Origin of the sequence: Nocardia jiangxiensis NBRC 101359 (genome assembly GCF_000308615.1) — a bacterium.
Classification (GTDB): domain Bacteria; phylum Actinomycetota; class Actinomycetes; order Mycobacteriales; family Mycobacteriaceae; genus Nocardia; species Nocardia jiangxiensis.
The window spans coordinates 61,548-84,759 of record NZ_BAGB01000010.1; the positions used below are offsets into that span (position 1 = coordinate 61,548).

General features: G+C 66.9%; 20 protein-coding genes and 4 tRNA genes. 13 read left to right on the top strand and 11 right to left on the bottom strand.

Going from position 1 to position 23,212, the window contains the following annotated elements:
- Positions 1 to 1,740 carry a thiol reductant ABC exporter subunit CydD gene (gene cydD / locus ON40_RS02995; RefSeq protein ID WP_051192616.1) on the top strand — a complete coding sequence of 580 codons (1,740 nt, stop codon included), beginning with the start codon at positions 1 to 3 and terminating at the stop codon, positions 1,738 to 1,740.
- On the top strand, positions 1,737 to 3,449 hold the full coding sequence (locus tag ON40_RS03000; RefSeq protein WP_040818213.1) for an ATP-binding cassette domain-containing protein: 1,713 nt from the start codon (positions 1,737 to 1,739) through the stop codon (positions 3,447 to 3,449). Before cydD ends, ON40_RS03000 begins: the two co-directional genes overlap by 4 nt.
- 376 nt (positions 3,450 to 3,825) lie before the next feature.
- Here ON40_RS03000 and ON40_RS03005 read toward each other — a convergent pair whose 3' ends face one another.
- The 6 genes from ON40_RS03005 to ON40_RS03035 form a co-directional block, all read right to left on the bottom strand.
- Positions 3,826 to 4,524 carry a heme-binding beta-barrel domain-containing protein gene (locus ON40_RS03005; protein ID WP_083895370.1) on the bottom strand — a complete coding sequence of 233 codons (699 nt, stop codon included), beginning with the start codon at positions 4,522 to 4,524 and terminating at the stop codon, positions 3,826 to 3,828.
- 365 nt (positions 4,525 to 4,889) lie between these two features.
- Entirely contained in the window at positions 4,890 to 5,195 is a 306-nt protein-coding gene (locus tag ON40_RS03015) for a DUF1416 domain-containing protein (protein WP_040818215.1), read from the bottom strand.
- A 6-nt stretch (positions 5,196 to 5,201) separates the two neighbouring features.
- Complete coding sequence (locus tag ON40_RS03020; protein WP_040818218.1) at positions 5,202 to 6,035, bottom strand: sulfurtransferase; 834 nt, start codon at positions 6,033 to 6,035, stop codon at positions 5,202 to 5,204.
- Positions 6,036 to 6,063: 28 nt separating this feature from the next.
- Positions 6,064 to 6,555, bottom strand: a complete 492-nt coding sequence (locus tag ON40_RS03025) for a DUF4395 domain-containing protein (RefSeq protein WP_040818220.1) — start codon at positions 6,553 to 6,555, stop codon at positions 6,064 to 6,066.
- 337 nt (positions 6,556 to 6,892) lie between these two features.
- Complete coding sequence (locus tag ON40_RS03030; protein ID WP_040818222.1) at positions 6,893 to 7,357, bottom strand: thioredoxin family protein; 465 nt, start codon at positions 7,355 to 7,357, stop codon at positions 6,893 to 6,895.
- Positions 7,354 to 8,151 (bottom strand): LmeA family phospholipid-binding protein, encoded by a 798-nt coding sequence (locus tag ON40_RS03035; RefSeq protein WP_040818280.1) that lies wholly within the window; start codon positions 8,149 to 8,151, stop codon positions 7,354 to 7,356. The genes ON40_RS03030 and ON40_RS03035 overlap by 4 nt, the downstream gene beginning before the upstream one ends.
- Positions 8,152 to 8,667: 516 nt before the next feature.
- Here ON40_RS03035 and ON40_RS03040 point away from each other — a divergent pair.
- The 6 genes from ON40_RS03040 (at position 8,668) to pstB (ending at position 14,495) form a co-directional block, all read left to right on the top strand.
- The gene (locus ON40_RS03040; RefSeq protein WP_040818225.1) at positions 8,668 to 9,432 is read left to right on the top strand and encodes a winged helix-turn-helix transcriptional regulator; all 765 of its coding nucleotides are present in this window, start codon (positions 8,668 to 8,670) and stop codon (positions 9,430 to 9,432) included.
- Positions 9,433 to 9,470: 38 nt separating this feature from the next.
- The gene (gene mshD, locus ON40_RS03045; protein WP_040818281.1) at positions 9,471 to 10,343 is read left to right on the top strand and encodes a mycothiol synthase; all 873 of its coding nucleotides are present in this window, start codon (positions 9,471 to 9,473) and stop codon (positions 10,341 to 10,343) included.
- Positions 10,344 to 10,613: 270 nt separating this feature from the next.
- Positions 10,614 to 11,735 carry a phosphate ABC transporter substrate-binding protein PstS gene (pstS, locus tag ON40_RS03050; RefSeq protein ID WP_040818282.1) on the top strand — a complete coding sequence of 374 codons (1,122 nt, stop codon included), beginning with the start codon at positions 10,614 to 10,616 and terminating at the stop codon, positions 11,733 to 11,735.
- 90 nt (positions 11,736 to 11,825) lie between these two features.
- Positions 11,826 to 12,797, top strand: a complete 972-nt coding sequence (gene pstC / locus ON40_RS03055) for a phosphate ABC transporter permease subunit PstC (protein ID WP_040818283.1) — start codon at positions 11,826 to 11,828, stop codon at positions 12,795 to 12,797.
- Positions 12,797 to 13,699, top strand: coding sequence for a phosphate ABC transporter permease PstA (pstA, locus tag ON40_RS03060; protein WP_040818227.1), 903 nt, complete (start codon positions 12,797 to 12,799; stop codon positions 13,697 to 13,699). The genes pstC and pstA overlap by 1 nt, the downstream gene beginning before the upstream one ends.
- Positions 13,700 to 13,718: 19 nt before the next feature.
- On the top strand, positions 13,719 to 14,495 hold the full coding sequence (pstB, locus tag ON40_RS03065) for a phosphate ABC transporter ATP-binding protein PstB (RefSeq protein ID WP_040818229.1): 777 nt from the start codon (positions 13,719 to 13,721) through the stop codon (positions 14,493 to 14,495).
- Positions 14,496 to 14,726: 231 nt separating this feature from the next.
- Here pstB and phoU read toward each other — a convergent pair whose 3' ends face one another.
- From phoU to ON40_RS03090, 5 genes are all read right to left on the bottom strand, one after another.
- The gene (phoU, locus tag ON40_RS03070) at positions 14,727 to 15,401 is read right to left on the bottom strand and encodes a phosphate signaling complex protein PhoU (protein ID WP_040818231.1); all 675 of its coding nucleotides are present in this window, start codon (positions 15,399 to 15,401) and stop codon (positions 14,727 to 14,729) included.
- Positions 15,402 to 15,501: 100 nt separating this feature from the next.
- Entirely contained in the window at positions 15,502 to 17,607 is a 2,106-nt protein-coding gene (locus ON40_RS03075) for an LCP family glycopolymer transferase (RefSeq protein ID WP_040818232.1), read from the bottom strand.
- A gap of 159 nt (positions 17,608 to 17,766) precedes the next feature.
- Positions 17,767 to 18,915: a tRNA dihydrouridine synthase DusB gene (dusB, locus tag ON40_RS03080; protein WP_040818284.1), complete on the bottom strand. Its 1,149-nt coding sequence runs from the start codon at positions 18,913 to 18,915 to the stop codon at positions 17,767 to 17,769.
- Positions 18,916 to 19,046: 131 nt separating this feature from the next.
- Entirely contained in the window at positions 19,047 to 20,018 is a 972-nt protein-coding gene (locus tag ON40_RS03085; RefSeq protein ID WP_040818236.1) for an acyl-ACP desaturase, read from the bottom strand.
- 443 nt (positions 20,019 to 20,461) lie between these two features.
- Positions 20,462 to 20,534: transfer RNA gene (locus ON40_RS03090), tRNA-Lys, on the bottom strand.
- 914 nt (positions 20,535 to 21,448) lie between these two features.
- Here ON40_RS03090 and ON40_RS03095 point away from each other — a divergent pair.
- The 5 genes from ON40_RS03095 to ON40_RS53065 all read left to right on the top strand — a co-directional run bounded on the left by ON40_RS03095 (position 21,449) and on the right by ON40_RS53065 (position 23,111).
- Positions 21,449 to 22,123 carry a TetR family transcriptional regulator gene (locus tag ON40_RS03095; protein WP_040818238.1) on the top strand — a complete coding sequence of 225 codons (675 nt, stop codon included), beginning with the start codon at positions 21,449 to 21,451 and terminating at the stop codon, positions 22,121 to 22,123.
- Positions 22,124 to 22,214: 91 nt separating this feature from the next.
- A tRNA-Glu gene (locus ON40_RS03100) sits at positions 22,215 to 22,287 on the top strand.
- Positions 22,288 to 22,316: 29 nt separating this feature from the next.
- A tRNA-Asp gene (locus ON40_RS03105) sits at positions 22,317 to 22,390 on the top strand.
- A 33-nt stretch (positions 22,391 to 22,423) separates the two neighbouring features.
- Positions 22,424 to 22,497, top strand: a tRNA-Phe gene (locus ON40_RS03110).
- Positions 22,498 to 22,934: 437 nt separating this feature from the next.
- The gene (locus ON40_RS53065; protein ID WP_169541810.1) at positions 22,935 to 23,111 is read left to right on the top strand and encodes a hypothetical protein; all 177 of its coding nucleotides are present in this window, start codon (positions 22,935 to 22,937) and stop codon (positions 23,109 to 23,111) included.
- Positions 23,112 to 23,212: the final 101 nt, after the last annotated feature.

The window sequence follows — 23,212 nt, forward strand, 5'->3', positions numbered from 1 at the left end:
ATGGCCGGCCCCGTCGACCCGCGCCTGTGGCGGTACGCGCGTTCCGCCCGCCGGTATCTCGTGCTCAGCGTGGCACTGTCGCTGGTGACCACCGGATGCATCGTCGTAGCGGCGTTGCTGCTGGCGCGGATTCTGGCGGGCGTGATCACCGATGCGGGACAGCGCACACTCGGATCCTGGGCCGTGCAGATCGTGGTGTTCGTGCTCGTGATCGGTTGCCGGGGCGTCGCGACCTGGTGGCAGTCCCGGCTGGCGCATCGGGCCGGAGCACAGGTCGTGGCCGAGTTGGAACAGGCCGTGCTGGTCACCGGCGCCGGACTCGCACCGCGCGAGTTGGATTCGCGCCGAACGGAATTGGCGGTGGTGGTCGGCAGTGCGCTGAGCGGGTTACGGGCCTATCTGACCGGCTACCTGCCCGCGCTGCTGCTGGCCGTGTCGGTGCCGCCGATCGTGCTGGTGGTCATCGCTGTGCACGATCCGACCGCGGGGCTGATCATTCTGATCACCCTGCCGCTGATTCCGGTGTTCATGGTGCTGATCGGATTGATGACCCAGGGCCGGTCCGCCGCGACGCTGGCCGCCGCGACGCGGCTGTCCGATCAACTGCTGGACCTGTTCGCAGGGATGCCGACACTGCGTGCGCTCGGGCGTGAAACTGCCGGAGACACCACGGATTCCGGAATGACGATGCGGCATCGAGTGCGGGCGCTGGGCGAATCCCTGCAGGCGCGGACGATGGCGGCGCTGCGGATGGCATTCCTGTCCTCGATGGTGTTGGAGATGCTGGCCACCCTGAGTGTCGCGCTGGTGGCGGTATCCATCGGAATGCGGCTGGTGTTCGGGCACATGGGCCTGTACGCGGGACTGCTCGGGCTGATTCTGGCGCCCGAGGTGTATCTGCCGCTGCGGGCGGTGGGGGAGCGCTTCCATGCCGCGCAGGACGGTATGGCCGCGGCCGAGAAGGCTTTCGCGGTACTGGAATCCGAGGATCGCGCGGTGAACCTCGCCGGCGCCCGGGAGATCCCGGACTTCCGAGGTGCGCTCGAGATCCGGGACCTTTCCGTCCGGTCTCGCGACGGATTCGCACCCGCCGGTCTGTCCACGATGCTGCCTCCCGGCGCGATCACGGTGTTGGCCGGTCCGAACGGATGCGGGAAATCGACTGTCCTGCAATCGATCCTGGGTCTCATGCCACCCGATGCCGGAACGGTTCTGGTGGACGGTGTTCCGGTGTCCGAGCTGGATCCCTCGTCCTGGTGGGCGCGGGTCGCGTGGTTGCCGCAACGTCCGGTGCTGCTGCCCGGAACGCTGCGCGAGAACCTCGAACTCCTCGGTGCGAACACCCGCGCCGAACTGCTGGAATCAGCCAGCGCCGCAACCGGATTCGATGCCGTGCTGAACGAACTCCCGGACGGCTGGAACACCGTCGTCGGCTCCGGCGGCCTCGGGCTGTCCCTCGGCCAGCGCCAGCGTCTGGCCCTGACCCGGGTCCTGGCCGCCGATCGCCCGATCCTGCTGCTGGACGAACCCACCGCTCACCTCGACGATCTCAGCGCGGCCACCGTGCTGTCCGCCCTCACGGCGCGAGCCCGTGCCGGTGCGACGGTCGTCGTGGTAGCTCACCGCCGCGATCTTCTCGCCGCTGCCGACCACGTCGTCGAGGTCCATGCCTCCTGCACCGATGCGCCGCAAGCCCGGCCCGCCGCGAACGACCATACGGCCGAGGAGGTCGTCCGATGAGCGGCGCGTGGACGGATTTCCGGCGGATGCGGGACATGCTCGGGTTGTCGGGGTGGCGGGTCGCGGTGTCGATCGGGTGGGGCGTGCTGGCGCTGGGGAGCGGGTTGGGATTGGCGGGGCTGGCGGCCTGGCTGATCGCGCGGGCGTGGGAGATGCCGCCGGTGCTGGATTTGAGCGTTGCCGTGGTGGCCGTTCGGGCCCTGGGGATTTCGCGCGGACTGTGCCGGTATCTGGAGCGGCTGGCCACGCACGATGTGGCGCTGCGGGCGATGACGACCGCGCGGACCGGGGTGTACGCGGCGCTGGCCCGAGCGGACATCTGGACACCGCGTTCGCGGATCGACGCCGAATCCGCAGGCGCCCAGGACGATCCGACGCGACTGCGGCGCGGTGATCTGCTGACCCGGATCGTCGACGACATCGATGATCTCGGTGCGGTGGTGGTGCGGGCCGTGGTGCCGATCGCGGTCGCGGTGGTGCTGTCGGTCGCCGCCGTCGCCGTGCTGGCCGTCGTATCCGTCTCGGCCGCAGTGATTCTCGCACTCGCGCTGGCGGTCGCCGGAATCTTCGCGCCGTGGCTGTCCGCGCGGGCCGCGCGGGAGGCCGAACTCGCCGTCCGCGCCGATCGTGCCGAATTCACCGCCGCCGCGATGACGGTGCTCGATCACGCGCCCGAACTGCGCGTCGCCGGACGACTCGACCCGGCGCTCGGGACCGCCGCGGCCGCGAGCCGGCGCGCCGTGCAGGCCGAGGATCGCGCCGCCGCACACAGCGCCTGGGCCGCCGCGGCAACTCCGATCTCGATCGGTGTGAGTGTGCTGGGTGCGCTGCTCATCGGCATCGTGCTCTACGGCGGCGCGGGCGTCGCCCGGCTGCCCGCCGGATCACTGCAATCGGTGTCGCCGGGCGCGATCACGCCGATGGCCCTGGCTGTCCTCGTGCTGCTGCCGCTGTCCGCGTTCGAGGCCGTGGGCGTGCTGCCCGCGGCGGCTCAGGCGCTGACCCGAGGCAGAGCCGCACTGCGTCGGATCACCTCCGCCGAGGAGGCGAAAGACGTTCGGACGCAACAGGATGGACTGCAGGAGCTGCCCGCACTGCCCGCCGGTCGCCGGATCGCGGTTCTCGGCCCGAGCGGCGCGGGTAAGACCACACTGCTCATGGCCTGGGCCGGGCTGTTCGACACGCCGCGTCCGGGGGTCACCTTCTTCGCCGAGGACACCCACCTGTTCGGCACGACGGTCCTGGAGAATCTGCGCGTGGCCCGCGGCGACGTCACCGAGGACGAGGCGCGCGCGGCCCTGCACGCGGTCGGCGCGGGCGACTGGCTCGACTCGCTGCCCGAGGGCCTGCACACCGATCTGATCGGCGGCGCGGCGGCGGTATCGGGCGGTCAGCGCCGCCGCATCCTGCTGGCCCGGGCCCTGCTGTCCCCGGCTCGCGTCCTGCTGCTGGACGAACCCACCGAACATCTGGAAGCCGACACCGGTGCGCACCTGCTGCGCGCCCTCCTCGACGACACCAGCGGCCTGGTCGCCCCGGACCGCACGGTCGTGGTCGTCACCCACCAACTGCCCCCGGACCACCGCGCCGACACCGTCGTACACGTGGCCCCCGACGGCCGAATCGCGATCCACCCCACCATCACCCGCCTCACCAGCGATTTCGCCCCACGCGAAAATACGTTGCCGACCGGCGGATCGACCCGTTAGATTCGTGGTACACGGGAAGGAGGTGGTTCGAAGAATGAGTATTCACAGGACACGTGAGGTGGCTGTCAGCTAAGCGCCACCGCTGCGACGGGTAACCCGTCCGCGCGAGCGCGCGGCGAATCCCAGGCAGTCACCCAGCCCCCGAGTCCCCGGCCAGTCCGACCGGGACTGCGAGAAGAAATTCCGCAGTAAGACTCGGGGGCTGTTCTGTTCCGCCTCTCCGGGACTTTTGCGTGTCGTCGGGTGCCGGGAGACTTTCGTGTCGGGCCGGCGGTCAGGGGCAGTCCAATTTTGGGCGTGCCCGGTGAGTTACCCATGTTCCAGCGAAATCAGTTGTGCGTTGGGGATTTCGTTGAGGGTTCGACCGCTTTGCAGGTCAGCCGATGTAGCGCTGGAGGCGGGCCGAGAGACGGGGCTCGAGGGCGCCGTCGGCTACCACACGTTCCTCGACGTAGCCGAGGTCGCCGCCTTCGACGATGCCGTAGAGGCGTTTCGCGCCGCCTACCACTGCGCCGGACTGGCTGCGGATGACCACGTCGGTGGCCAATTCCCAGGAGGACTGGGTAAGGGCCTGGCCGTAGAACAGTTCCACGATGCCGGAGCTGTGCGTGAGCAGCAGTTCGATGACCTCGTCGTCGCCGTCCATGCCGACCCGCCAGAAACCGCTCTCGCGCAGGTCGGGGCCGTTGTAGTTGCCCTCGGTGTCGATGATCCAGGAGCGGGACTGCCAGGTCAGATAGTCGCCGCCGTCGTGCGAGACGATGATCTGCTGGCCGAAGTGGTAGTCCCCGCGCTCGGGGTCGTTCCCTTCGCCCTCGCCGCGCCAGACACCGACCAGCGGCAACAGTGCGAGCATGGAGGAACTCAGATCCGGGCCCAGCCGCAGATTCGCGGTGTCCTCCGGCAACGGTAGATCCGGCAGCTGCGGAATGTTGCGCGCGCCGGTGGACTTCGCCCGCTCGGCCGCCTCGCTCACCGCCGCATCGCCACTGCGATGCGCGGACTCGGTCCCGTTGCCCTTCGGGGACGCGGAACCGTTCGTTGTTGAGTTCTCGACGTGCTCGGCCTCTGTCACGACTCGGTGAAGAGCCGGTAGAGGACGTACAGACCGAACCAGGCGATCAGCACGGAGACGAGAACCAGCAAAATCTCGAAGGTAAGGACCACACCCGAAGTCTATCGACCTCGAGCCCGGCGACGAAAACCGGGATGTTGTGACAATCCGCATGCAACCGCATCTCGACGTCGCCCCGTCTTCCCCTCGATGCCGTAGGCGAGCTCCCGGATACGCAAGATGCTTCGCTGCTGACCACGTCGAAACGTGCCCAGCGGCGAAGCATCTGTGTACGCCGGAACTACTGTCAGGCCAACAACGTCAACCCCAAAGGTTTTCGGGGCGGGCTCGAACCCGCCGGAGCGAAGCGGAGGCCAAAAATACAGCTACTTCGCGACGTCGACGTCCACGTTGTGGATGCCGGCGCCCTCGGGGCTGACCTTCGCGGTGCCGTTGCCCGCGGAGGACAGGGCGCGGATGGTCCAGGTGCCGGGGGCGGCGAAGAAACGGAAGTCACCGGTGCCCGAGGCGACGACCTCGGCGGTGAATTCGTCGCTGGAGTCCAGCAGACGGACGAACGCACCACCGACGGGATTGCCGTCGGCGTCGAGGACACGACCGGTCAGGACCGTCTCCTTCTCGGTGTCGACATTGGCAGGCAGGGTCTGACCCTGGGTAGGTGCTGCGCACATAGGAAATTAGGCTCCCAACTCGATCGGTGCTCCCACGAGGGAGCCGTACTCGGTCCAGCTTCCGTCGTAGTTCTTGACATTCTTGTGGCCGAGCAGCTCCTGCAGCACGAACCAGGTGTGCGAGGAACGCTCGCCGATGCGGCAGTAGGCGATGGTCTCCTTCTCGCCGTCCAGACCCGCATCCTTGTACAGCTCCGCGAGCTCCTCGTCGGAACGGAAGGTGCCGTCCTCGTTCGCGGCCTTGCTCCACGGCACGTTGATCGCGCTGGGGATGTGGCCGGGACGCTGGCTCTGCTCCTGCGGCAGGTGAGCCGGGGCGAGGATCTTGCCGGAGAACTCGTCGGGCGAACGCACGTCGACGAGGTTCTTGTTGCCGATCGCGGCGATGGCGTCATCGCGGAACGCGCGGATGGACAGGTCCTGCTCGCCGGCCTTGTAGGTGGCGGCGGGGCGGCTGACCGCATCCTTCGACAGCGGGCGGCCGTCGAGCTCCCACTTCTTGCGACCGCCGTCGAGCAGCTTCACGTCCTGGTGGCCGTACAGCTTGAAGTACCAGTACGCGTACGCGGCGAACCAGTTGTTGTTGCCGCCGTAGAGAACGACCGTGTCGTCGTTGCCGATACCGCGCGCCGACAGCAGGTCGGAGAACTGCTCACGGTTGACGAAGTCACGCCGAACCGCGTCCTGCAGGTCCTGCTTCCAGTCGATCTTGACGGCACCTTCGATGTGGCCCGTGTCGTAGGCGGAGGTGTCCTCGTCGACCTCGACGATGACGACGCCGGGGGCGTTGAGGTTCTCTTCTACCCAGTCTGCGGAGACCAGGACATCGGAGCGAGCCATGTTGTTCCTTTCGATGTGACTTGCCGGGCTAGGTGGGGGACTGTGTGGGTGCGGGGAGGATCCGCTGGACGAGTGGGTAGATCTTGCAACCCAGGCAGATGCCGAACGCCGCGTTCAGGAATGCCGCGAACAGCGCGAAGGCGGCGAAGATCGCGCCGACCACCGCACTTCCGGCGGCGAAACCGATCAGGCTGACCACGGCGAAGATCAGGCCGACCAACTGGGCGAACCGCAGCGGTGCGACGGGTTCGACCTCGGTCGGCGGGCCGACGCGCGGTGCGACGAGCCGGGCGTAGATCTGCCCGTACGGGCTGCGCCGCGGGCCCAGCAGCGCGCCGAGTGCGAACACCACTGCCTGCAGGGCGATCAGCACCGCGGCGGCCGGGACCGAGACGGCGGAGACCAGCAGGACCACGACCAGAACGCCGGTGGTCAGCCACGCGGCGAAGCGGGGCCCACGGACGTCTACCTGGCCGGGTCGGGACTGCTGGGGGGATAAGTCGGTGTCGGATTGGGACATCGGAAGGACTCCTGCGCTGCGTATGTCTGTCTGGATTCGTGTCGGATCACCGGGGGATCGACGAGATCACTCACGCGGTAGGACAACCGGTCGGCAGCGAGAAGAAGTAAAGGCCGACCGGCTACATGCACAGGCAGCAACAACCGCCGAGGCGGCACAGATCGACTGTGCGGCGACGGGTGAGCATCAGCTCTCGGCGGGTTTGCACGCCGATCAGTTTACCCGGTTCGGAGCGGAAATTGGACCCGGGGTCGGGAATCGGTGCGTTCGACCTGCTCAGGGCCGGTCAGCGTGCGGATCCGGACGCAGCGGGCCGGGTTCGCACCCTTCCACGCGCTCAGGCGCAGTGCGGTTCGCGTTCGGTGAGCGGGACCAGGGCGCTGCGCAGATCCGCGGTCTTGGGCACCCCGGAGATCCGGAAGCGTTCGCGGCCCTCGGCATCGAAGACGAAGGTCGTGGGCAGCGACAACACGTTCAGCTCGCGGGCCAGGGCGGGTTCGGCATCGATGTCGACCTCGATGTCGCGCGGCGGGGCCTGGGTTTCGGCCAGATCGGCGACGACGCCGCCGACCACCCGGCGCACCGCCGTGCACGGGCCGCACCATTCGGCGGAGAAATGCAGTACCGAGGGGTGCGCCGCGCCGACGCCCGCCGCGGCCAGCAATGCCGTGCGCTGGGTGTCCTCGGGTGCAGTTGCCTTGGTGGCCGGGGCATTTCGCACGCGGCCCTCGCGGCGGCGCACCAGGATGCCGATCACGGCGCCGACCAGCAGCACCGCCACGAGAATCATGATCTGCGTCATGGTTGGGCGAACCTGTCCATATCGATCGTCATATTGTCGCCTTCCCCCTCGACGATGATATTGCCGCCGAGCGCCTTGACGCTGGTCGGGTGCACACCGAAGGGCAGATCGCGGGTGTCGATGGTTCGGGTGAACCGGGCCAGCACCGCGGTCTTGTCCAAGTCGGGGCTCAGCTCCACCGAGTTCGTGGTGGTGGTCTCGTCGCCGTGATACAGATCCGTCGCGACGATGCGGACCTGATCACCGTCGAGCATCAGATCGGCCTTCACGCTGACGCGTTCGGTACTGCGCGGTTCGGGACCCAGCGGAATGGTGCCGCTGAGGATGAGCGCGCCCTGGGTGGTCACGCCCGAACCGCCGGAGCCGCCGGTCCCGTCGGACTTGTCGGCCGGCGGGCCGCGCATGTCCAGATCCGGGATGTTGAACAACCGGCCCAGCTCGACCGGTTCGATGCGCATCCGCCCGGCCACCCGATCCACCGAAACCGCCCGGGTGTCGCCGTCCAACAGCGCGCGCGCCGGGAGATGGACGCCGTTGAGCGTCGCCTCGACCAGGATCTGGCCCGGGATGTCCGGCCGGTTCGCACTGGCCTGGATCTCGACGTTGCGGAAATCACCGTGCCAGGCCTGCAACACGAACGGGAATCCGTGCATCGTCACGTCGGGGTCGGCGCTGAGCTCACCGCCCGCGCGCAGCGACCGCGACACCCGATATTCCGAATAGGCCGCCGCGGTGAAATCCACCACGACCGCGATCGCGACCAGCAGCAGCAGTCCGAGGACGAGCTTGCGCACCACGACCGCGCGCATCGACACGCGGATTTCCTCGGCGAGCGGGGCGCCGGACTCCTCGGCGGACAGGTCCGGGGCGGGCCGGGTGTCGGAGGTTTCGGTCGGATTACCCATGGATTCGGCCGCCTCTGCGCGGCGCACCGGACGTGGCCGGGCCGGTCGAAGCGGAGTCGGTGTGCGGTGTCTCAGCCATGCGCGCGCCCGCCCGTGCACAGGTCGGGCGGGGTGGCCGCGTGCTCGCGAGGTTCGCCGCCGGGCCGGCGGTGCGGAGCTGGTCGGGTCGTCGGGGTACCCGGTGAGTTACCCATGCATGCACGATATCTGTTGTCGCCTCGATCAGCCCGCGGCGTTCGCTGATCCGGATTCGGATCGGGCAGGCGCGAGTACGCCGGGTCGCCGGAATGCGTGGTCAACTCGGCAGACGCGCTAATGTAGGCACGAATTACCAGTGCTAACGAGCATGATGTCGCGGAGTTACAGCGAGGTTGCCGCGGACATGCCAGATTGGGAGGAGAGCCGGTGGAGCTACTCCTGCTGACCTCGGACCCGAACCCGGAGTCGGTCCTGCCCTCGCTGGCGTTGTTACCGCACAACGTCCGTCCGGCGCCGACGGAGGTTTCCTCCCTGCTCGAGGCCGGATCCGCCGACGTCGCGCTGGTCGATGCGCGCACCGATCTGGCCGCCGCGCGCGGACTGTGCCGGCTGCTCGGCAGTACCGGATCCTCGGTGCCGGTCGTCGCGGTGCTCACCGAGGGTGGGCTGGTCGCGGTCAACGCCGACTGGGGTCTGGACGACATCCTGCTGCCGGGCACCGGCCCCGCCGAACTCGACGCACGGTTGCGTCTGCTGGTGGCGCGCAACGGTGGCTCGGCCAGCCCGGAGAACACCGGCAAGATCACCCTGGGCGAGTTGGTGATCGACGAGGGCACGTACACCGCGCGGCTGCGCGGGCGCCCGCTCGATCTGACCTACAAGGAATTCGAACTGCTGAAGTACCTGGCCCAGCACGCGGGCCGGGTGTTCACCCGGGCCCAGCTGCTGCAGGAGGTCTGGGGTTACGACTTCTTCGGCGGCACCCGCACGGTCGACGTCCACGTGCGACGGTTGCGCGCCAAACTCGGCAGTGAATACGAATCGCTCATCGGTACGGTGCGCAACGTCGGCTACAAGGCGGTGCGCCCGGCGCGCTCGAACGCGAAGGGCGATGCGGCCCAGGCGGCGCCCGAGGACGGCGCGCCCGCGGAGGACGCGCAACCGGCCCCGGTCAACGGTTCGCTGTCGTGACCGCCGATCGGGCGGAGCTGTCGGGCTGGACCGACGAGCTGTCCGCCGACGAGGTGTCCCAGGTTCGCGAGCTGCTCGCGCGCGCGGACGAGACCGACGGTGTCGCACCGGTTTCCGAACAGGCCGTGCTGTCGCTGGACGTGTCCGGCGCGGCGCGGCATCTGCTCGCGATGCGCGAGGGCACGGTGGCCGGGTACGCGAATCTCGTTGCCGCACATAGCGATCACCCGGCGATGGCGGAGGTCGCGGTGGACCCGCGGCATCGCGGTCGCGGGATCGGCGCGGCCCTGGTGGGGGCGGCTCTGACCGAGGGCGGCCGGGGAGCGCGGGTGTGGGCGCACGGCAATCTGCCCTCGGCGCGCGCGGTGGCCGGACGTCTCGGGTTGGGTGTGGCGCGCGAACTGTGGCAGATGCGACGTCCGCTGGCAACTCCTGAGCTACCAGAGCTGACCGTGCCGTCCGGACTCACCCTGCGGACCTATGCGGGGCCGGCCGACGACGCGGAACTGCTGCGGGTCAACAACGCGGCGTTCGACTGGCATCCCGAACAGGGCGGGTGGACCGAGGCGGATGTCGTGGTGCGTCGCGAATCGTCCTGGTTCGATCCGAAGGGCTTGTTCATCGCCGTGGACACCGCGCGGCCCGAACGCATCCTGGGCTTTCACTGGACCAAGGTGCACGACGACACGGATCCGCCGGTGGGCGAGGTCTACGTGGTCGGCATCGATCCCGCCGCGCAGGGACGCGGGCTGGGGCGGCTGCTGACCCTCGCGGGCCTGCACTACCTGCGGGATCGCAGCCTGGGTGAGGTGCTGCTCTACACCGAGGCGGACAACACCGCGGCGGTGCACACCTACACGCGGCTGGGTTTCGGCACCTCGCACGTCGACGCGGCCTACGCCGCACGCTGACACTCGACGCGGTCGCCTGTCGATAGGGTCCTTCGTCGGATATTTCGACGATGCTGGTTAAAGTGCGGCAAATGTCACAGCGGCAGCTCGTAATAGCGTTGGCTTGTTCACCCCGCGTTCACTTCCCCAGGTCCAACTGTCAACCGGCCGAACCTACGTTACTTGTGGGCAGTACCCGCTGCCCGGTGTGCGAGTTCTGTGAACAGCCACCACGGTACCCGTCCGGTCGTTGAGGGATCGGGCGTGTCTCGAGCGTTACCGGAGGAATTGGTGAATCTCAAGCGCAGCAGCGCTCTCATCGGCGTGCTGGCAGCCGCAGGGGCCCTGACCCTGTCGGCCTGTGGCAGCGACAACAACACCGCGTCGACCGGCAGCACCGCACCGAAGGTCAACGTCGACTGCGGTGGCAAGAAGGCGCTCAAGTCGAGTGGTTCCACGGCGCAGAAGAACGCCATGGACCGCTTCATCGCCGCCTACCAGCAGAACTGCGACGGCTACAAGCTGGACTACACCGGCAGTGGCTCGGGTGCGGGCATCAACGACTTCATCGGTGGCCAAACCGATTTCGCGGGCTCGGACTCGCCGCTGGACCCGAAGAAGGGTGAGGTCGACAAGGCCGCGCAGCGCTGCGGTTCGACCGCCTGGGATCTGCCGACCGTCTTCGGGCCGATCGCCGTCACCTACAACATCACCGGTGTGGACAACCTGGTGCTGGACGGCCCGACCGCCGCCAAGGTGTTCAGCGGCCAGATCAAGAACTGGAACGACCCGGCGATCAAGGCGCTCAACACGGGCATCGCCGACAAGCTGCCGGACCTGGCCATCAACGTGGTCTTCCGTAGCGACCAGTCGGGCACCACCGACAACTTCCAGCAGTACCTGGCCGCCGCCTCGAAGGGCGCGTGGACCAAGGGCGCGGGCAAGGTCTTCAACGGTGGTGTCGGCGAGGGCGCCCAGGGCAACGACGGCACCTCGGCCGCGATCAACCGCACCCCCGGTTCGATCACCTACAACGAGTGGTCCTTCGCCAAGGCGCAGAACCTGCACATGGCGCGCATCCTGACCGACGCCTCGGTCAAGCCGGTCGAGCTGAACACCGCCTCGGCCAGCGCGGCCGTCGCGAGCGTCAAGGTCAAGGGCACGGGCAACGACCTGGTGCTGGACACCTCGTCGTTCTACAACCCGACCGACGCGACCGCGTACCCGATCATGCTCGGCACCTACGAGGTGGTCTGCTCGAAGTACAGCGACGCCGACACCGCCAAGGCCGTCAAGGCGTTCCTGACCTCCGCGGTCAACAACGGTCAGGCCGGTCTGGACACCGCCGGGTACATCCCGCTGCCGGATTCGTTCAAGACCAAGCTGACCACCGCCATCAACGCCATCTCCTGATAGCTGCCATCCATGACCGTGCACGACGATGTCACCGCCGCAGGCCAGTCGGAATCGACCGGCCTGCGGGCGGGCGGAGATACTGCTCGAATGCCGAGTGATCCCGACACCGATCCGGCGAAGTCCACCCGAGCGGGCGTGAGCAACAAACCGGAGTTGATCTTCCGGTCGCTGGCCACCGCTGCAGGTGCGACGATCGTCGCCGCCATCGCGCTGATCGCGCTGTTCCTGCTGATCCGGGCCGTGCCCTCGATCGGCGCGAACAAAGCGAACTTCTTCACCAGCGGCCAGTTCAACACCAACGATGCCAACAATCTGAAGTTCGGCATCAGGGACCTGTTCATGGTCACGGTGATGAGCGCGGTCATGGCACTGGTGATCGCGGTGCCGGTGGGCGTCGGTATCGCACTGTTCCTGACCCAGTACGCGCCCAAGGCGCTGGCCCGCCCGTTCTCGATGCTGGTGGACCTGCTGGCGGCGGTGCCATCGATCGTGTTCGGTCTATGGGGGTTCCTGGTGCTGGCCGAGAAGCTGGTGCCGGTGGAGAAGTTCTTCAACAACACTTTCGGCTGGTTCTTCCTGTTCAAATCGGGCAACGTCTCGATCGACGGCGGCGGCACGATCTTCACCGCCGGCGTGGTGCTGGCCGTGATGATCCTGCCGATCATCACCTCGGTCAGCCGCGAGGTCTTCAATCTCACGCCGCGTGCGCACATCGAGGCCGCGCAGGCGCTGGGTGCGACCAAGTGGGAAGTAGTGCGGATGACCGTGCTGCCCTACGGCCGCAGCGGTGTGATCGCCGGGTCGATGCTCGGCCTGGGCCGTGCCCTGGGTGAGACGATCGCGGTGCTGATCGTGCTGCGCACCGCGCAGCAGGCGGGCCACTGGTCGCTGTTCGACGGCGGATACACCTTCGCTTCCAAGATCGCCTCGGCCGCTTCGGAATTCAGCCAGGCGCTGCCGACCGGCGCCTACATCGCCGCGGGCTTCGTGCTGTTCGTGCTGACCTTCGTGGTCAACGCGCTGGCCCGGGTCGCCGCCGGCGGGAAGGTGAACGGGTGATGACCACAGCCACTCTGGACAAACCCATCAAGGCGCCCGCCTTCCGGGAGATCTCGCTGGGTCGCAAGATTCGCAACAACATCGCGACGCTGGTGATGTGGTTGTGCTTCGCGATCGCGATGGTGCCGCTGGCCTGGGTGCTCATCGTGGTGGTGAGCAAGGGGATCAGCTCGGTCACCCGCAGCGGCTGGTGGAGCAACTCCCAATACGGCGTGCTGCCCGAGCAGTTCGCCGGTGGTGTGTACCACGCCATCTTCGGCACGATCGCCCAGGCGGTCGTCGCGGCGATCATCGCCATCCCGCTGGGCGTGATGGCCGCGGTCTACCTGATCGAGTACGGTGGCGGCCGGTTGGCCAAGGTCACCACGTTCATGGTCGACATCCTCGCCGGTGTGCCCTCGATCGTGGCCGCGCTGTTCGTGTTCTCGCTGTGGATCGCGACGTTGAAGTTCCAGCAGAGCGCGCTGGCCGTGTCCTTCGCCCTGGTGCTGTTGATGCTGCCGGTGGTGGTGCGCAGCACCGAGGAGATGCTCAAGCTGGTCCCCGACGAATTGCGGGAGGCCTCATACGCATTGGGCATCCCGAAGTGGAAGACGATCGTGCGGATCGTGATACCGACCGCACTGCCCGGCATGATCAGCGGCATGCTGCTGGCCGTGGCCCGCGTGATGGGTGAAACCGCGCCCGTGCTGGTGCTGGTCGGATATTCGAAGTCGATCAACTTCAACATCTTCCAGGGCAACATGGCCTCGCTGCCGCTGCTGGTCTACCAGGAGCTGTCCAACCCGCAGCCCGCCGGTGTGGCGCGGGTGTGGGGTGCGTCGCTGACGCTGATCCTGATCATCGCCCTGCTGTACGTGGGGGCCGCGGTCGTCAACAAGCTGCTCACGCGGAACCGATAGAAGCGAACGGAATAACGACATGGCCAAGCGGATCGACGTCAAAGATCTGAACATCTATTACGGCAGGTTCCACGCCGTTTCCGATGTGTCGCTGACCGTGCTGCCCCGCAGCGTCACCGCCTTCATCGGTCCCTCCGGTTGCGGTAAGTCGACCGTGCTGCGCTCGCTGAACCGCATGCACGAGGTCACCCCCGGCGCCCGCGTCGAGGGTGCGGTGCTGCTGGACGGCGAGGACATCTACGGCGCGGCGATCGACCCGGTCGGGGTGCGCCGCACCATCGGCATGGTGTTCCAGCGCCCGAACCCGTTCCCCACCATGTCGATTCGCGACAACGTGGTGGCCGGACTGCGCTTGCAGGGTGTGCGCAACAAGAAGGAACTGGCCGAGGTGGCCGAGCGGTCGCTGCGCGGTGCGAACCTCTGGAACGAGGTCAAGGACCGGCTCGACAAGCCCGGCGGCGGCCTGTCCGGTGGTCAGCAGCAGCGTCTGTGCATCGCCCGCGCGATCGCGGTCTCGCCCGACGTGCTGCTGATGGACGAGCCCTGTTCGGCGCTGGACCCGATCTCGACCCTGGCGATCGAGGATCTGGTCTCCGAACTGAAGAAGCAGTACACGATCGTCATCGTCACCCACAACATGCAGCAGGCCGCCCGAGTGAGCGATCAGACGGCCTTCTTCAACCTCAAGGAGCAGGGCAAGCCCGGCAACCTGGTGGAGATCGACGAGACGGAGAAGATCTTCTCCAACCCCTCGCAGAAGGCCACGGAGGACTACATCTCCGGCCGCTTCGGGTAACAGGGGAGACGCTGCCCCGCACCTCCCCGAAAACTGCCTGACTGCCGCCGAATCCACTGTTGCGCTGTGAATCCGACCGACACCGGATTCGCAGCGCAACAGCTGACTTCAGGAGTACACGGGTAACTCACCGGGTACGCCCGAGAGTCGGCCGAACGACTGACCGTCGGCCCGATATGTAAGCCTCCCCGCACCCGACGACCCGCTGAAGGCGCGGAGAGGCGGGGGAGCTCAGATGCGTTCGGTCTCCGAGACTTCCTGGTCGGGCGGCAGGACGCCGGTGACCAGGAAGACCACGCGGCGGCCGATCTCGACGGCGTGGTCGGCGAAGCGCTCGTAGTAGCGGCCCAGCAGCGTCACATCGACCGCGGCCGCGACGCCGTGCTTCCATTCGCGGTCCATCAGCAGGGAGAACAGGTGGCGATGGAGATCGTCCATCGCCTCGTCCTCTTCGTTCAGCAGCGCGGCGCGCTCGGGATCGCGGGATTCGAGCACCTCCTTGGCTGCGGCGCCCATACTCACCGCGATCCGGCCCATCTCGGCGAAGTAGCCGTTGACGGCCTCGGGCAGCGCGTGGTTGGGATGACGTCGACGGGCGACCTTGGCCACGTGCAACGCCAGCGCGCCCATGCGATTCACATCGGCGACGATCTGGATGGCGCTGACGACCTGGCGCAGATCACCCGCGACCGGGGCCTGTAGGGCCAGCAGGGCGAACGCACGCTCCTCGGCGAGCGTGATCATCTCGGCGATCCGGTCGGATTCGGTGATCACCTGTTCCGCGAGTGCGAGATCCGCCTGCAGGAGCGACTGTGTCGCCCTGTCCATGGCCGAACCCGCCATACCGGCCATTTCTCCCAGCATGGTGGCGAGTTCGCCCATTTGCTCGTTGTAGATGACACGCATGGAACGAACATTAGCTCTCGGCGCTGACCAAGTCACGAACTACGGATGAACCACTGGTGCTTCCGCCTGTGCACAACATCTGTGCAGGTGGCAGCGCATCTCAGCGGCAGTTGTCGTCCGCGGCGTTGACGTGTTCGAGATCGCTGGGAAGTGTGACCGAATTCGCTTGACCGGCACTGTCCGGCGGGGCCGAGGCGATGGTCGGCAGGGGAGTGCCGAACGTCGGCGGGTTGCGCACCACGCCGGTGAAATTCTTGCCGAGCGCGACCTGCACGATACTGCCCAGATCCGAGGTGACCTGCAGTTTCGCCCCCGGAAGCGCCGCGGCGACGGTCGCGGCCTCGTCTCGGTGACCGCTCGAATAGCGCACCAGAGTCGAGGACAACATCCCCGCGGGGTAGGTGTCGACGCTGTAGATCTGGAAACCCGGGGCGGCCAGTTTCGTGGCGGTCGAGCTCGCGGCGCCCGAAACGCCCGAGGCATTGGAGACCTGCACCGATACCGTCGTCGGGTCGACCGCGGTGGGCTGCGGCGGCGCCGGTGCCGCCGAGGTGGGCGCGGAATCGGCCGTGTGTTGCTCGCCCGGCAGCGGTTCGTCGTCGATGATGGCGTGGAAGATCGCCTTGATATCCGATTCGCGCGGGATCTCGTTGCCGTAGGACGTGGTGCCGGCGGTCGGCACGGTCAGGAAGGTGATCGCACCGGCCGCCACCTTCTGCAGCGATCGGCCCAGCATCAGCAGATCCTTGGTGTCCACGTTGTCCATGAAGGCGTGTGCGGTGAACGCCGCGATGAATCCGTTCAACTTGACCGGATCGAACAGCACCCGATTCGACAGCGCGCTGCGCAGCAGGGACGACATGAACAGCTGCTGGCGGTGGATGCGGTCGTAGTCGCTGCGTTCCTCGCCGACGACGTGTCGGGCGCGCACATAGTCCAGCGCGGTGACGCCGTTGATGAGCTGGCGGCCGGGGTTGGCCAGCACCGTGCCCAGTTCGCCGTCCACGATCGGCGTCGCGGTGCACACCTGGACGCCGCCGACGGTGTCGACCATCGATTCGAATCCGGCGAAGTCGAGTCCGACGAAGTGGTTGATCTTCAGCCCGGACAACTTCTGGATCACCTTGATCAGACATTTGGGCCCGCCGAGGGCGTAGACGCCGTTGAGCTTGTCGCCCATCGCGGAGGGATAGTCGGTGTCGGTGTATTTCGCCCGATCGTTGTCCCAGCCTGCGCAGACCGGGCGGGTGACGTCGAGGTCGCGCGGAAACGACACCACGACAACGCGTTTGCGGCTCGCCGGGATGTTCACCAGCATGACCGTGTCCGAGCGCGCGCCCTCGACGTCGGTGGTGGTGCCCGCGCCGAGAGTGCTGTCGGCGCCCGCCCGCGAATCGGTGCCCGCGATCAGGAAATTCTCATCGCCCAGCTGACCGACCGGATCCACGATGTCGTGCGATCCGACGTCCAGCGCCTGCACCTTGGCGAAGCCCTTGTCGGTGGCGCGCAGGTAGTTCCAGCCGGCGCCGGTCAGTACGAGACTGGCCACCGCGGCCAGCGCGGTGATCGTGCGTCCGGCGATGCGCAGCCGTCGGCCGCGCGCGCCGCGCAGGTTGCTGGTTCGCCGAAGCTGTGGAAATGGTCTTCTGCCAGAGAATTTCGCTGCCGCGGCGGGTTCGGTCCGGTCCGGATCCGGTGTGTCGTCGGATTGCGTTCCGGCGGAGGGATTCCCGGTGTGCTGCCCTGGGACGATGAGCAGATCCCGGGTGGAATCCGAGGGCTCCCGGGCGAATTCCTCTGCCGCGGTACCGTCCCCGACACTGGGATCTGCATCCGTGTGCGCTGCACCGGCGTTGCAGAACTCTGGTGGTGTACTCGGCTGTACGTCAGTCGAATTGCCGGAGTCGGGAGGCCGACTCGACAGCGTCTCGCCTGAGCTGCCCGGGCCGGGCCGGGTATCGGAGTCCGCGTCCGCCGACTCGTCCACCGGGGGCTCGTCCGCGACGGCGGGGCCGGTGGCATTCCGATCCGGCTCGCGAGGACCGGCCGATCCCGCCGGATTCGGCAAATATGCCGCATACCAGGTCCCGGCGGTGCCCCGGGAACCGCACGAGCGGCCGACCGCATCTTCCACCGCACCGGGCCGCTCCCATGGAGCACGCCCGACCGGGTGCGGCGGTTCTCCGCCCTGATCGTCGTCGCCCATCAACGAACCTCACCTCGCCTAGTGCCGAAGATGGAACCGCGCCGAGAGCAAAATCGTGTCGATGATAGTGACCGCGATCGGAGAAATAGCTGAACGCAGCCGTTTCGGGCGTGTACGCAGCCGAGGTGAGGGGATTCGGCGGCGGAAAGGCGGACTCGCTCAGCCCCCGCTGTGCATCACGTCGGCGGCCTGCGGGACGGTGTCGTCCTCGGGGTCCTCGAGCCAGCCGTCGGGGAGCGAGACCTTGGCCTGGGGTGAGCCCTGGCGGCCGCGGGGGCCGGTGGCGGCCTCGGTCGGGAAGGGCGCCGCGGGGTCGAGTTGGGCGGTCAGCTCGCGGATCTGGTCGAGGCTCGAGACGGTGGCGAATTTCCGGCGAAGTTCGGAGCCGACCGGGAAGCCCATGAAATACCAGGCCATATGTTTGCGGATATCGCGCATGGCCTTGTCGTGGCCGTCGTGTTCGACGAGAAGTTCGGCATGCCGGATCAGGATCTTTCCGACGCGGCCGAGTGCCGGGCCCTCGGGCACGGGTTCGCCGCGCAGTGCGGCGGACAGCTCGGCGAACAGCCAGGGGCGGCCGAGGCAGCCGCGGCCGACAACGACTCCGTCGCAACCGGTTTCGGCCATCATGCGCAGGGCGTCGTCGGCGGTGAAGATATCGCCGTTGCCGAGCACCGGGATGGTGGTGACGGTTTCCTTCAGCCGCGTGATGGCACTCCAGTCGGCCTTGCCCGAGTACAGCTGGGCCGCCGTGCGCGCGTGCAGCGACACTGCGGCGGCGCCCTCGGCCTCGGCGATGCGGCCGGTGTCCAGATAGGTGTGATGATCCTCATCGATGCCGACGCGGAATTTGAACGTCACCGGAACCTCGCCCGCGGCGGCGACCATCTCCCGCACGATGTTCGCGAACAGCCGCCGCTTGTACGGCAGCGCCGATCCGCCACCGAGCCGGGTGACCTTGCGCACCGGGCAGCCCAGATTCATATCGATGTGATCGGCCCAGCCCTCGCCGACGATGATCCGCACCGCCTCGCCGAGGGTTTTCGGATCCACCCCGTACAGCTGCATCGAGCGGGGACTCTCGTCCGGCCCGAACGCCATCATGTGCAGGGTCTTCTCGTTGCGTTCGACCACCGCACGCGCGGTGATCATCTCGCACACGTAGATCGCGGTGGAACTGCCGAACTCCCGGCACAGCGTGCGGAACGCGACATTGGTGATCCCGGCCATCGGCGCGAGCACGACCGGCGGATCGACCGCGTAGGGACCGATCCGCAGCTGGGGCCTGGCCTCGATCACCGCAGTCATGGATTCCATTCTCGCATTCGCCGCTCAGTGGCCCATATCACGTGGTCAGCGCTGGGTACGAAGGGCTGATCGAGAACGGGTCCGGTGGTCTCGATCGTGCGAGAGACCACCGGACCCGTTGTCGGATCGGTTCAGCTCACGGAGACGGTGGCCAGTTCGCGTTCGCGCTTGGCCGCCTCGCGGGCGAGCATGCGGTCGCGCTGCTCCTCGAACTTGGTCACATCCTTGGACAGCTTGTCCAGGAAGGTCGCCAGGCGGTCGCGGGTCTGCTCACCGCGCGCGGTGAAGTCCTCGCGTTCGAAGATCCGCCACTTCTTCAGCACTGGCTGAACGACCTCTTCGAGGTGCTGGCGCAGGTCGTAGATGCCGTGCTTGGCCATCAGCACACCGTTGCGCCGGAAGTTGGGCATACCCGCGCCGGGCATCTGGAAGTTCTCCAGGATCAGCGCGATCGCGTCGAGCGCCTGGTCCGGCGCCAGGTCCAGCGCCGCGCCACACATGTTGCGGTAGAAGATCATGTGCAGGTTCTCGTCGGCGGCGACGCGCTGCAGCATGCGGTCGGCGATCGGATCGTTGCAGACCTTGCCCGTATTGCGGTGTGACACACGGGTTGCCAGCTCCTGGAAGGTCACATACGCGACCGAGTGCAGGAATCCGGCGTCGACCTCTGTGGGAGAGGCGAATCCGTTGGTCATGTGGATCATCCGGGCCTGTTCCAGGGCGACGGGGTCGACGCCGCGGGTGACGACGAGGTAGTCGCGGATGACGATGCCGTGGCGGTTCTCTTCGGCGGTCCAGCGGCCGACCCAGGTGCCCCAGGCGCCGTCCTGGGAGAAGTTCTCGGCGATTTCGCGGTGGTAGGAGGGGAGGTTGTCCTCGGTGAGCAGGTTGGTGATCATCGCCGCCTTGGCGACCTCACCGAGAGTGGACTGCGACGGATCCCAGTCCTGTCCGCCCATCGCCGCGAAGTTTCGGCCTTCGTCCCACGGCACGTAGTCGTGTGGGTGCCACTCCTTGGCCATGGAGAGGTGACGGTTGACGTTCTCTTCGGCAACCGGCTCCAACTCCGTGAGCAGCTCGAGTTGAGTCAGATCCCTTGCCATACTTACGCCCTTCGGTCTTGTCCTGCCATCGTGCTAGTCGCCCCACTGGTCCATCGGCCTCGCGGCCCTGGCACTGCGGCCCATACCTTACGGCACCGTAGGTGTGATGCGAAACGCATCGGACGGGGTTTGCCATCAGGTGATGGACCCCGCGGGTCCCCGATTGTGAGCTGGCACAACGTGGGAGCCGACGTCTCCGAGTGTAGGCGGAGCGGAGCCGTCGTGGGGATCATCGCTTCGGGCGGCGGTCTTGTTAGCCCGCATGGTTGCCGGTACGTGCCTGAGGTTCGGCGAGCGTGTCGTCGGTCGGCGCTCGTTCGAGGTCCTCGAGTGAAGTGAATATTAGCCACAGAATCGCTCCTGTGGCGGATAAGTCGCGGCCACAGTGCATCTCGTCACAGATGCGAAAGATCCGCCGGAGCGTGTGCTCCGGCGGACCCGAGTGCCCCCACCAGGGCTCGAACCTGGGACCTGCGGATTAAAAGTCCGTAGCTCTACCAACTGAGCTATAGGGGCGCGGGTGGCAAGTCTAATGTGCGGCTCGCGGAAGTGGTAACCGGTATCCGTCTCGGGTGTCCGATCGGATGATCTGCGCTGGTCGGCACGGGTTGCCGGCGGTTCCGCGGCCGGTGTCCGCAAATCTGCGCCGGCGCCGGCCCGCCCGACGGGGTCGTCGATCGGGCTCCGGCGGCGCACCCGCGCGGCCCGGTTCGCGCTCGGACGGGTTTCGCGATGTGGGGGGTAATCCCGTTGACTTCCAATTTGTTTCAGCGGAGAAGTGTGTAAATATCAACCAATCACGGTGCGTGGCAAGGAAATTGGTAGTGGAGGTGCGAGTGTCGAGGGATCGGCCCGACAGGCGGCCCGCCGATGGGGTGGCGCATTCGGCCGGAGGTGGTGTGCGGCCGCCGGGGTGTGGCGGTGGCGAACTGTGCTGTGGGATGGTGGAATTCGCGAAAGGAACAGCGCGAGAAAATGGTAACCGAAGATTTGCCGCAAACTTCGGAAAGCGGATTTGGCGAACTGACTTTCCGGTAGATGCTCCGATCGACATCGATACGGAGTACGGTGACCTGTCGGTGAATTCCGAAAGAACCGGCTGCGCCCGGTGGGAGGGGATTCCGCCTATGGATGATGAGCCCGCTTGCGTCGCGACTGGCCCTGCCGTTCGCGGCGCCCTGGAGATTCCGTCGCAGGAGGCAGATCCGAGAGGACCATTACGCCGGGTGCGCACCCCCTGCGGCGCACCCGGGCGCGGAGAACTATACCAGCCGGTGTGTTTCAGGTTTTCCCGCGACTTTTCGTACTCAGAGTTTGAAAAACCGGGCAGTAGCCCGAATCTCGGTATTAAAAAATCTCATAACTCGCATCGAGGACTGTTCCCCAATGGGAGTCCTGCGGCGGTAAGTAGCTTCGGAGGCGTTTCGAGCATGGCACGGCAGCAAGAGCGGGCCCGCCGGACTCGCGCGGCGATCATCAGGTCGGCCGCGGTGGAATTCGGGAAAAGCGGCTATGCCGCTGCATCGTTGAACCGCATTCTGGAAGGATCCCGCGCCACCAAGGGCGCGATGTACTTCCACTTCGACTCCAAGGAGGATCTGGCGCGCGCGGTGCTGGACGCCGCGGTCGAACGGTACCGGACCAGCATCGAACGATGGCTCGGCAGAACCGATCTCGGCCCCCTCGACATACTGCGGGGGATGCTCGACGAGGTCGCGTTGCGCCTGGACAACGACATCATCATCCAGGCGGAGTTCCGGCTGATCATCGAACCGGAATTCCATCGCGACGTACAAGCCGGCGGCGGGCGCATCCTCGGCCGCGCCATCCGGATGCTGGCGGTACGCGCGATCGATCAGAAGCAGCTGCGCCCGGACGCCGACCCGGACAAGTTCGCCCGCACCCTCACCGCGGCCCTGGCCGGGCAGCGCTACGTCACCGACATGGTCGGCGGCCCGGTCGACATGCGCATGCGGTTCACCGAGGCGCTGGAGATCATCGTCGAGGCGATGGGGACCGCGGAGTGGTTCGAGGAGTTCCGGGTGGTCGGCTGGCGGGCCAGTGCACGGCCGGATGACCTCAACGTCGGCTCAGCGAGCCCCTGACCAGGCGATTTGGGTTTCTCGCCGGAGCTGTCATAAGCTATCCCAGCTCCCAACGGAAGCCGTTGAGGTACGGACCGGAGAGATCCGGCGGGCCCCCTTCGTCTAGCGGCCTAGGACGCCGCCCTTTCAAGGCGGTAGCGCGGGTTCGAATCCCGTAGGGGGTACGGTGGCAACACCGTTGAGAGCAGAGCAAGGCCCTGTGGCGCAGTTGGTTAGCGCGCCGCCCTGTCACGGCGGAGGTCGCGGGTTCGAGTCCCGTCAGGGTCGCAAGACTGTATAGGCATTCATGTCGGGTGCCCCGGCCAGGTAGCTCAGTTGGTACGAGCGTCCGCCTGAAAAGCGGAAGGTCGCCGGTTCGATCCCGGCCCTGGCCACTCCCCCGCCTCCCTGCGACTTTTGCGTGTCGTCGGGAGCGCGGGATTTTTTGTTTCGGGGCGGCGGTTCGCGTGGGATCACCTTTTGGGCATACCTGGTGAGTTACCCATGTCTTGACAGATCAGTTGTTGCGGTTGGTTGGGGCTTCGCCTCTTGCCCTCGAGTATCCGGTGATGTCGCTGAGTTGGGCGGTGTGGGTGTCGCTGGCGATCAGGTAATGCCTTGTTGGGGATGGCAACAAATTGTGTCGTTGCTGGTTGTTTGTAATTTTGGAAACTGTTGTTGTGTCATTTATTTCTTGTGTGAGTATTTGGTGAGGTTTTCATTTCGAATGATTCGTCGTGTGGGATTTCACTTTACGGATGATGTTCCGAGGTGTGGATCTCGTTGCGGGGTGTGGGTGTCGGTGGGGTTGCGGGGGTGGGATCATCGGGGCATGGGTGACTCCGGGTCGGATTGGTTCTACTGCTTGAAACATCGTCGGGCCGAGCAGAGCAAACGGTGCTGGTTCGCCGATCGGATGGGGCCCTACCCGGACAAGGCCACCGCCGAGCGAGCCCTGGAGATCGTGCGGGCCCGCAATGCCCGCGAGGATGCCCGCGACGCCGACTAGCTCCGACAATGCAACTCGCGGGTCCGGCCCGCTGAGGTGGTCTGGCGGCGGGACCGCTACGGTCAGGGGTGTACACACGCGCGCGTGAACGAGCGGGAGGC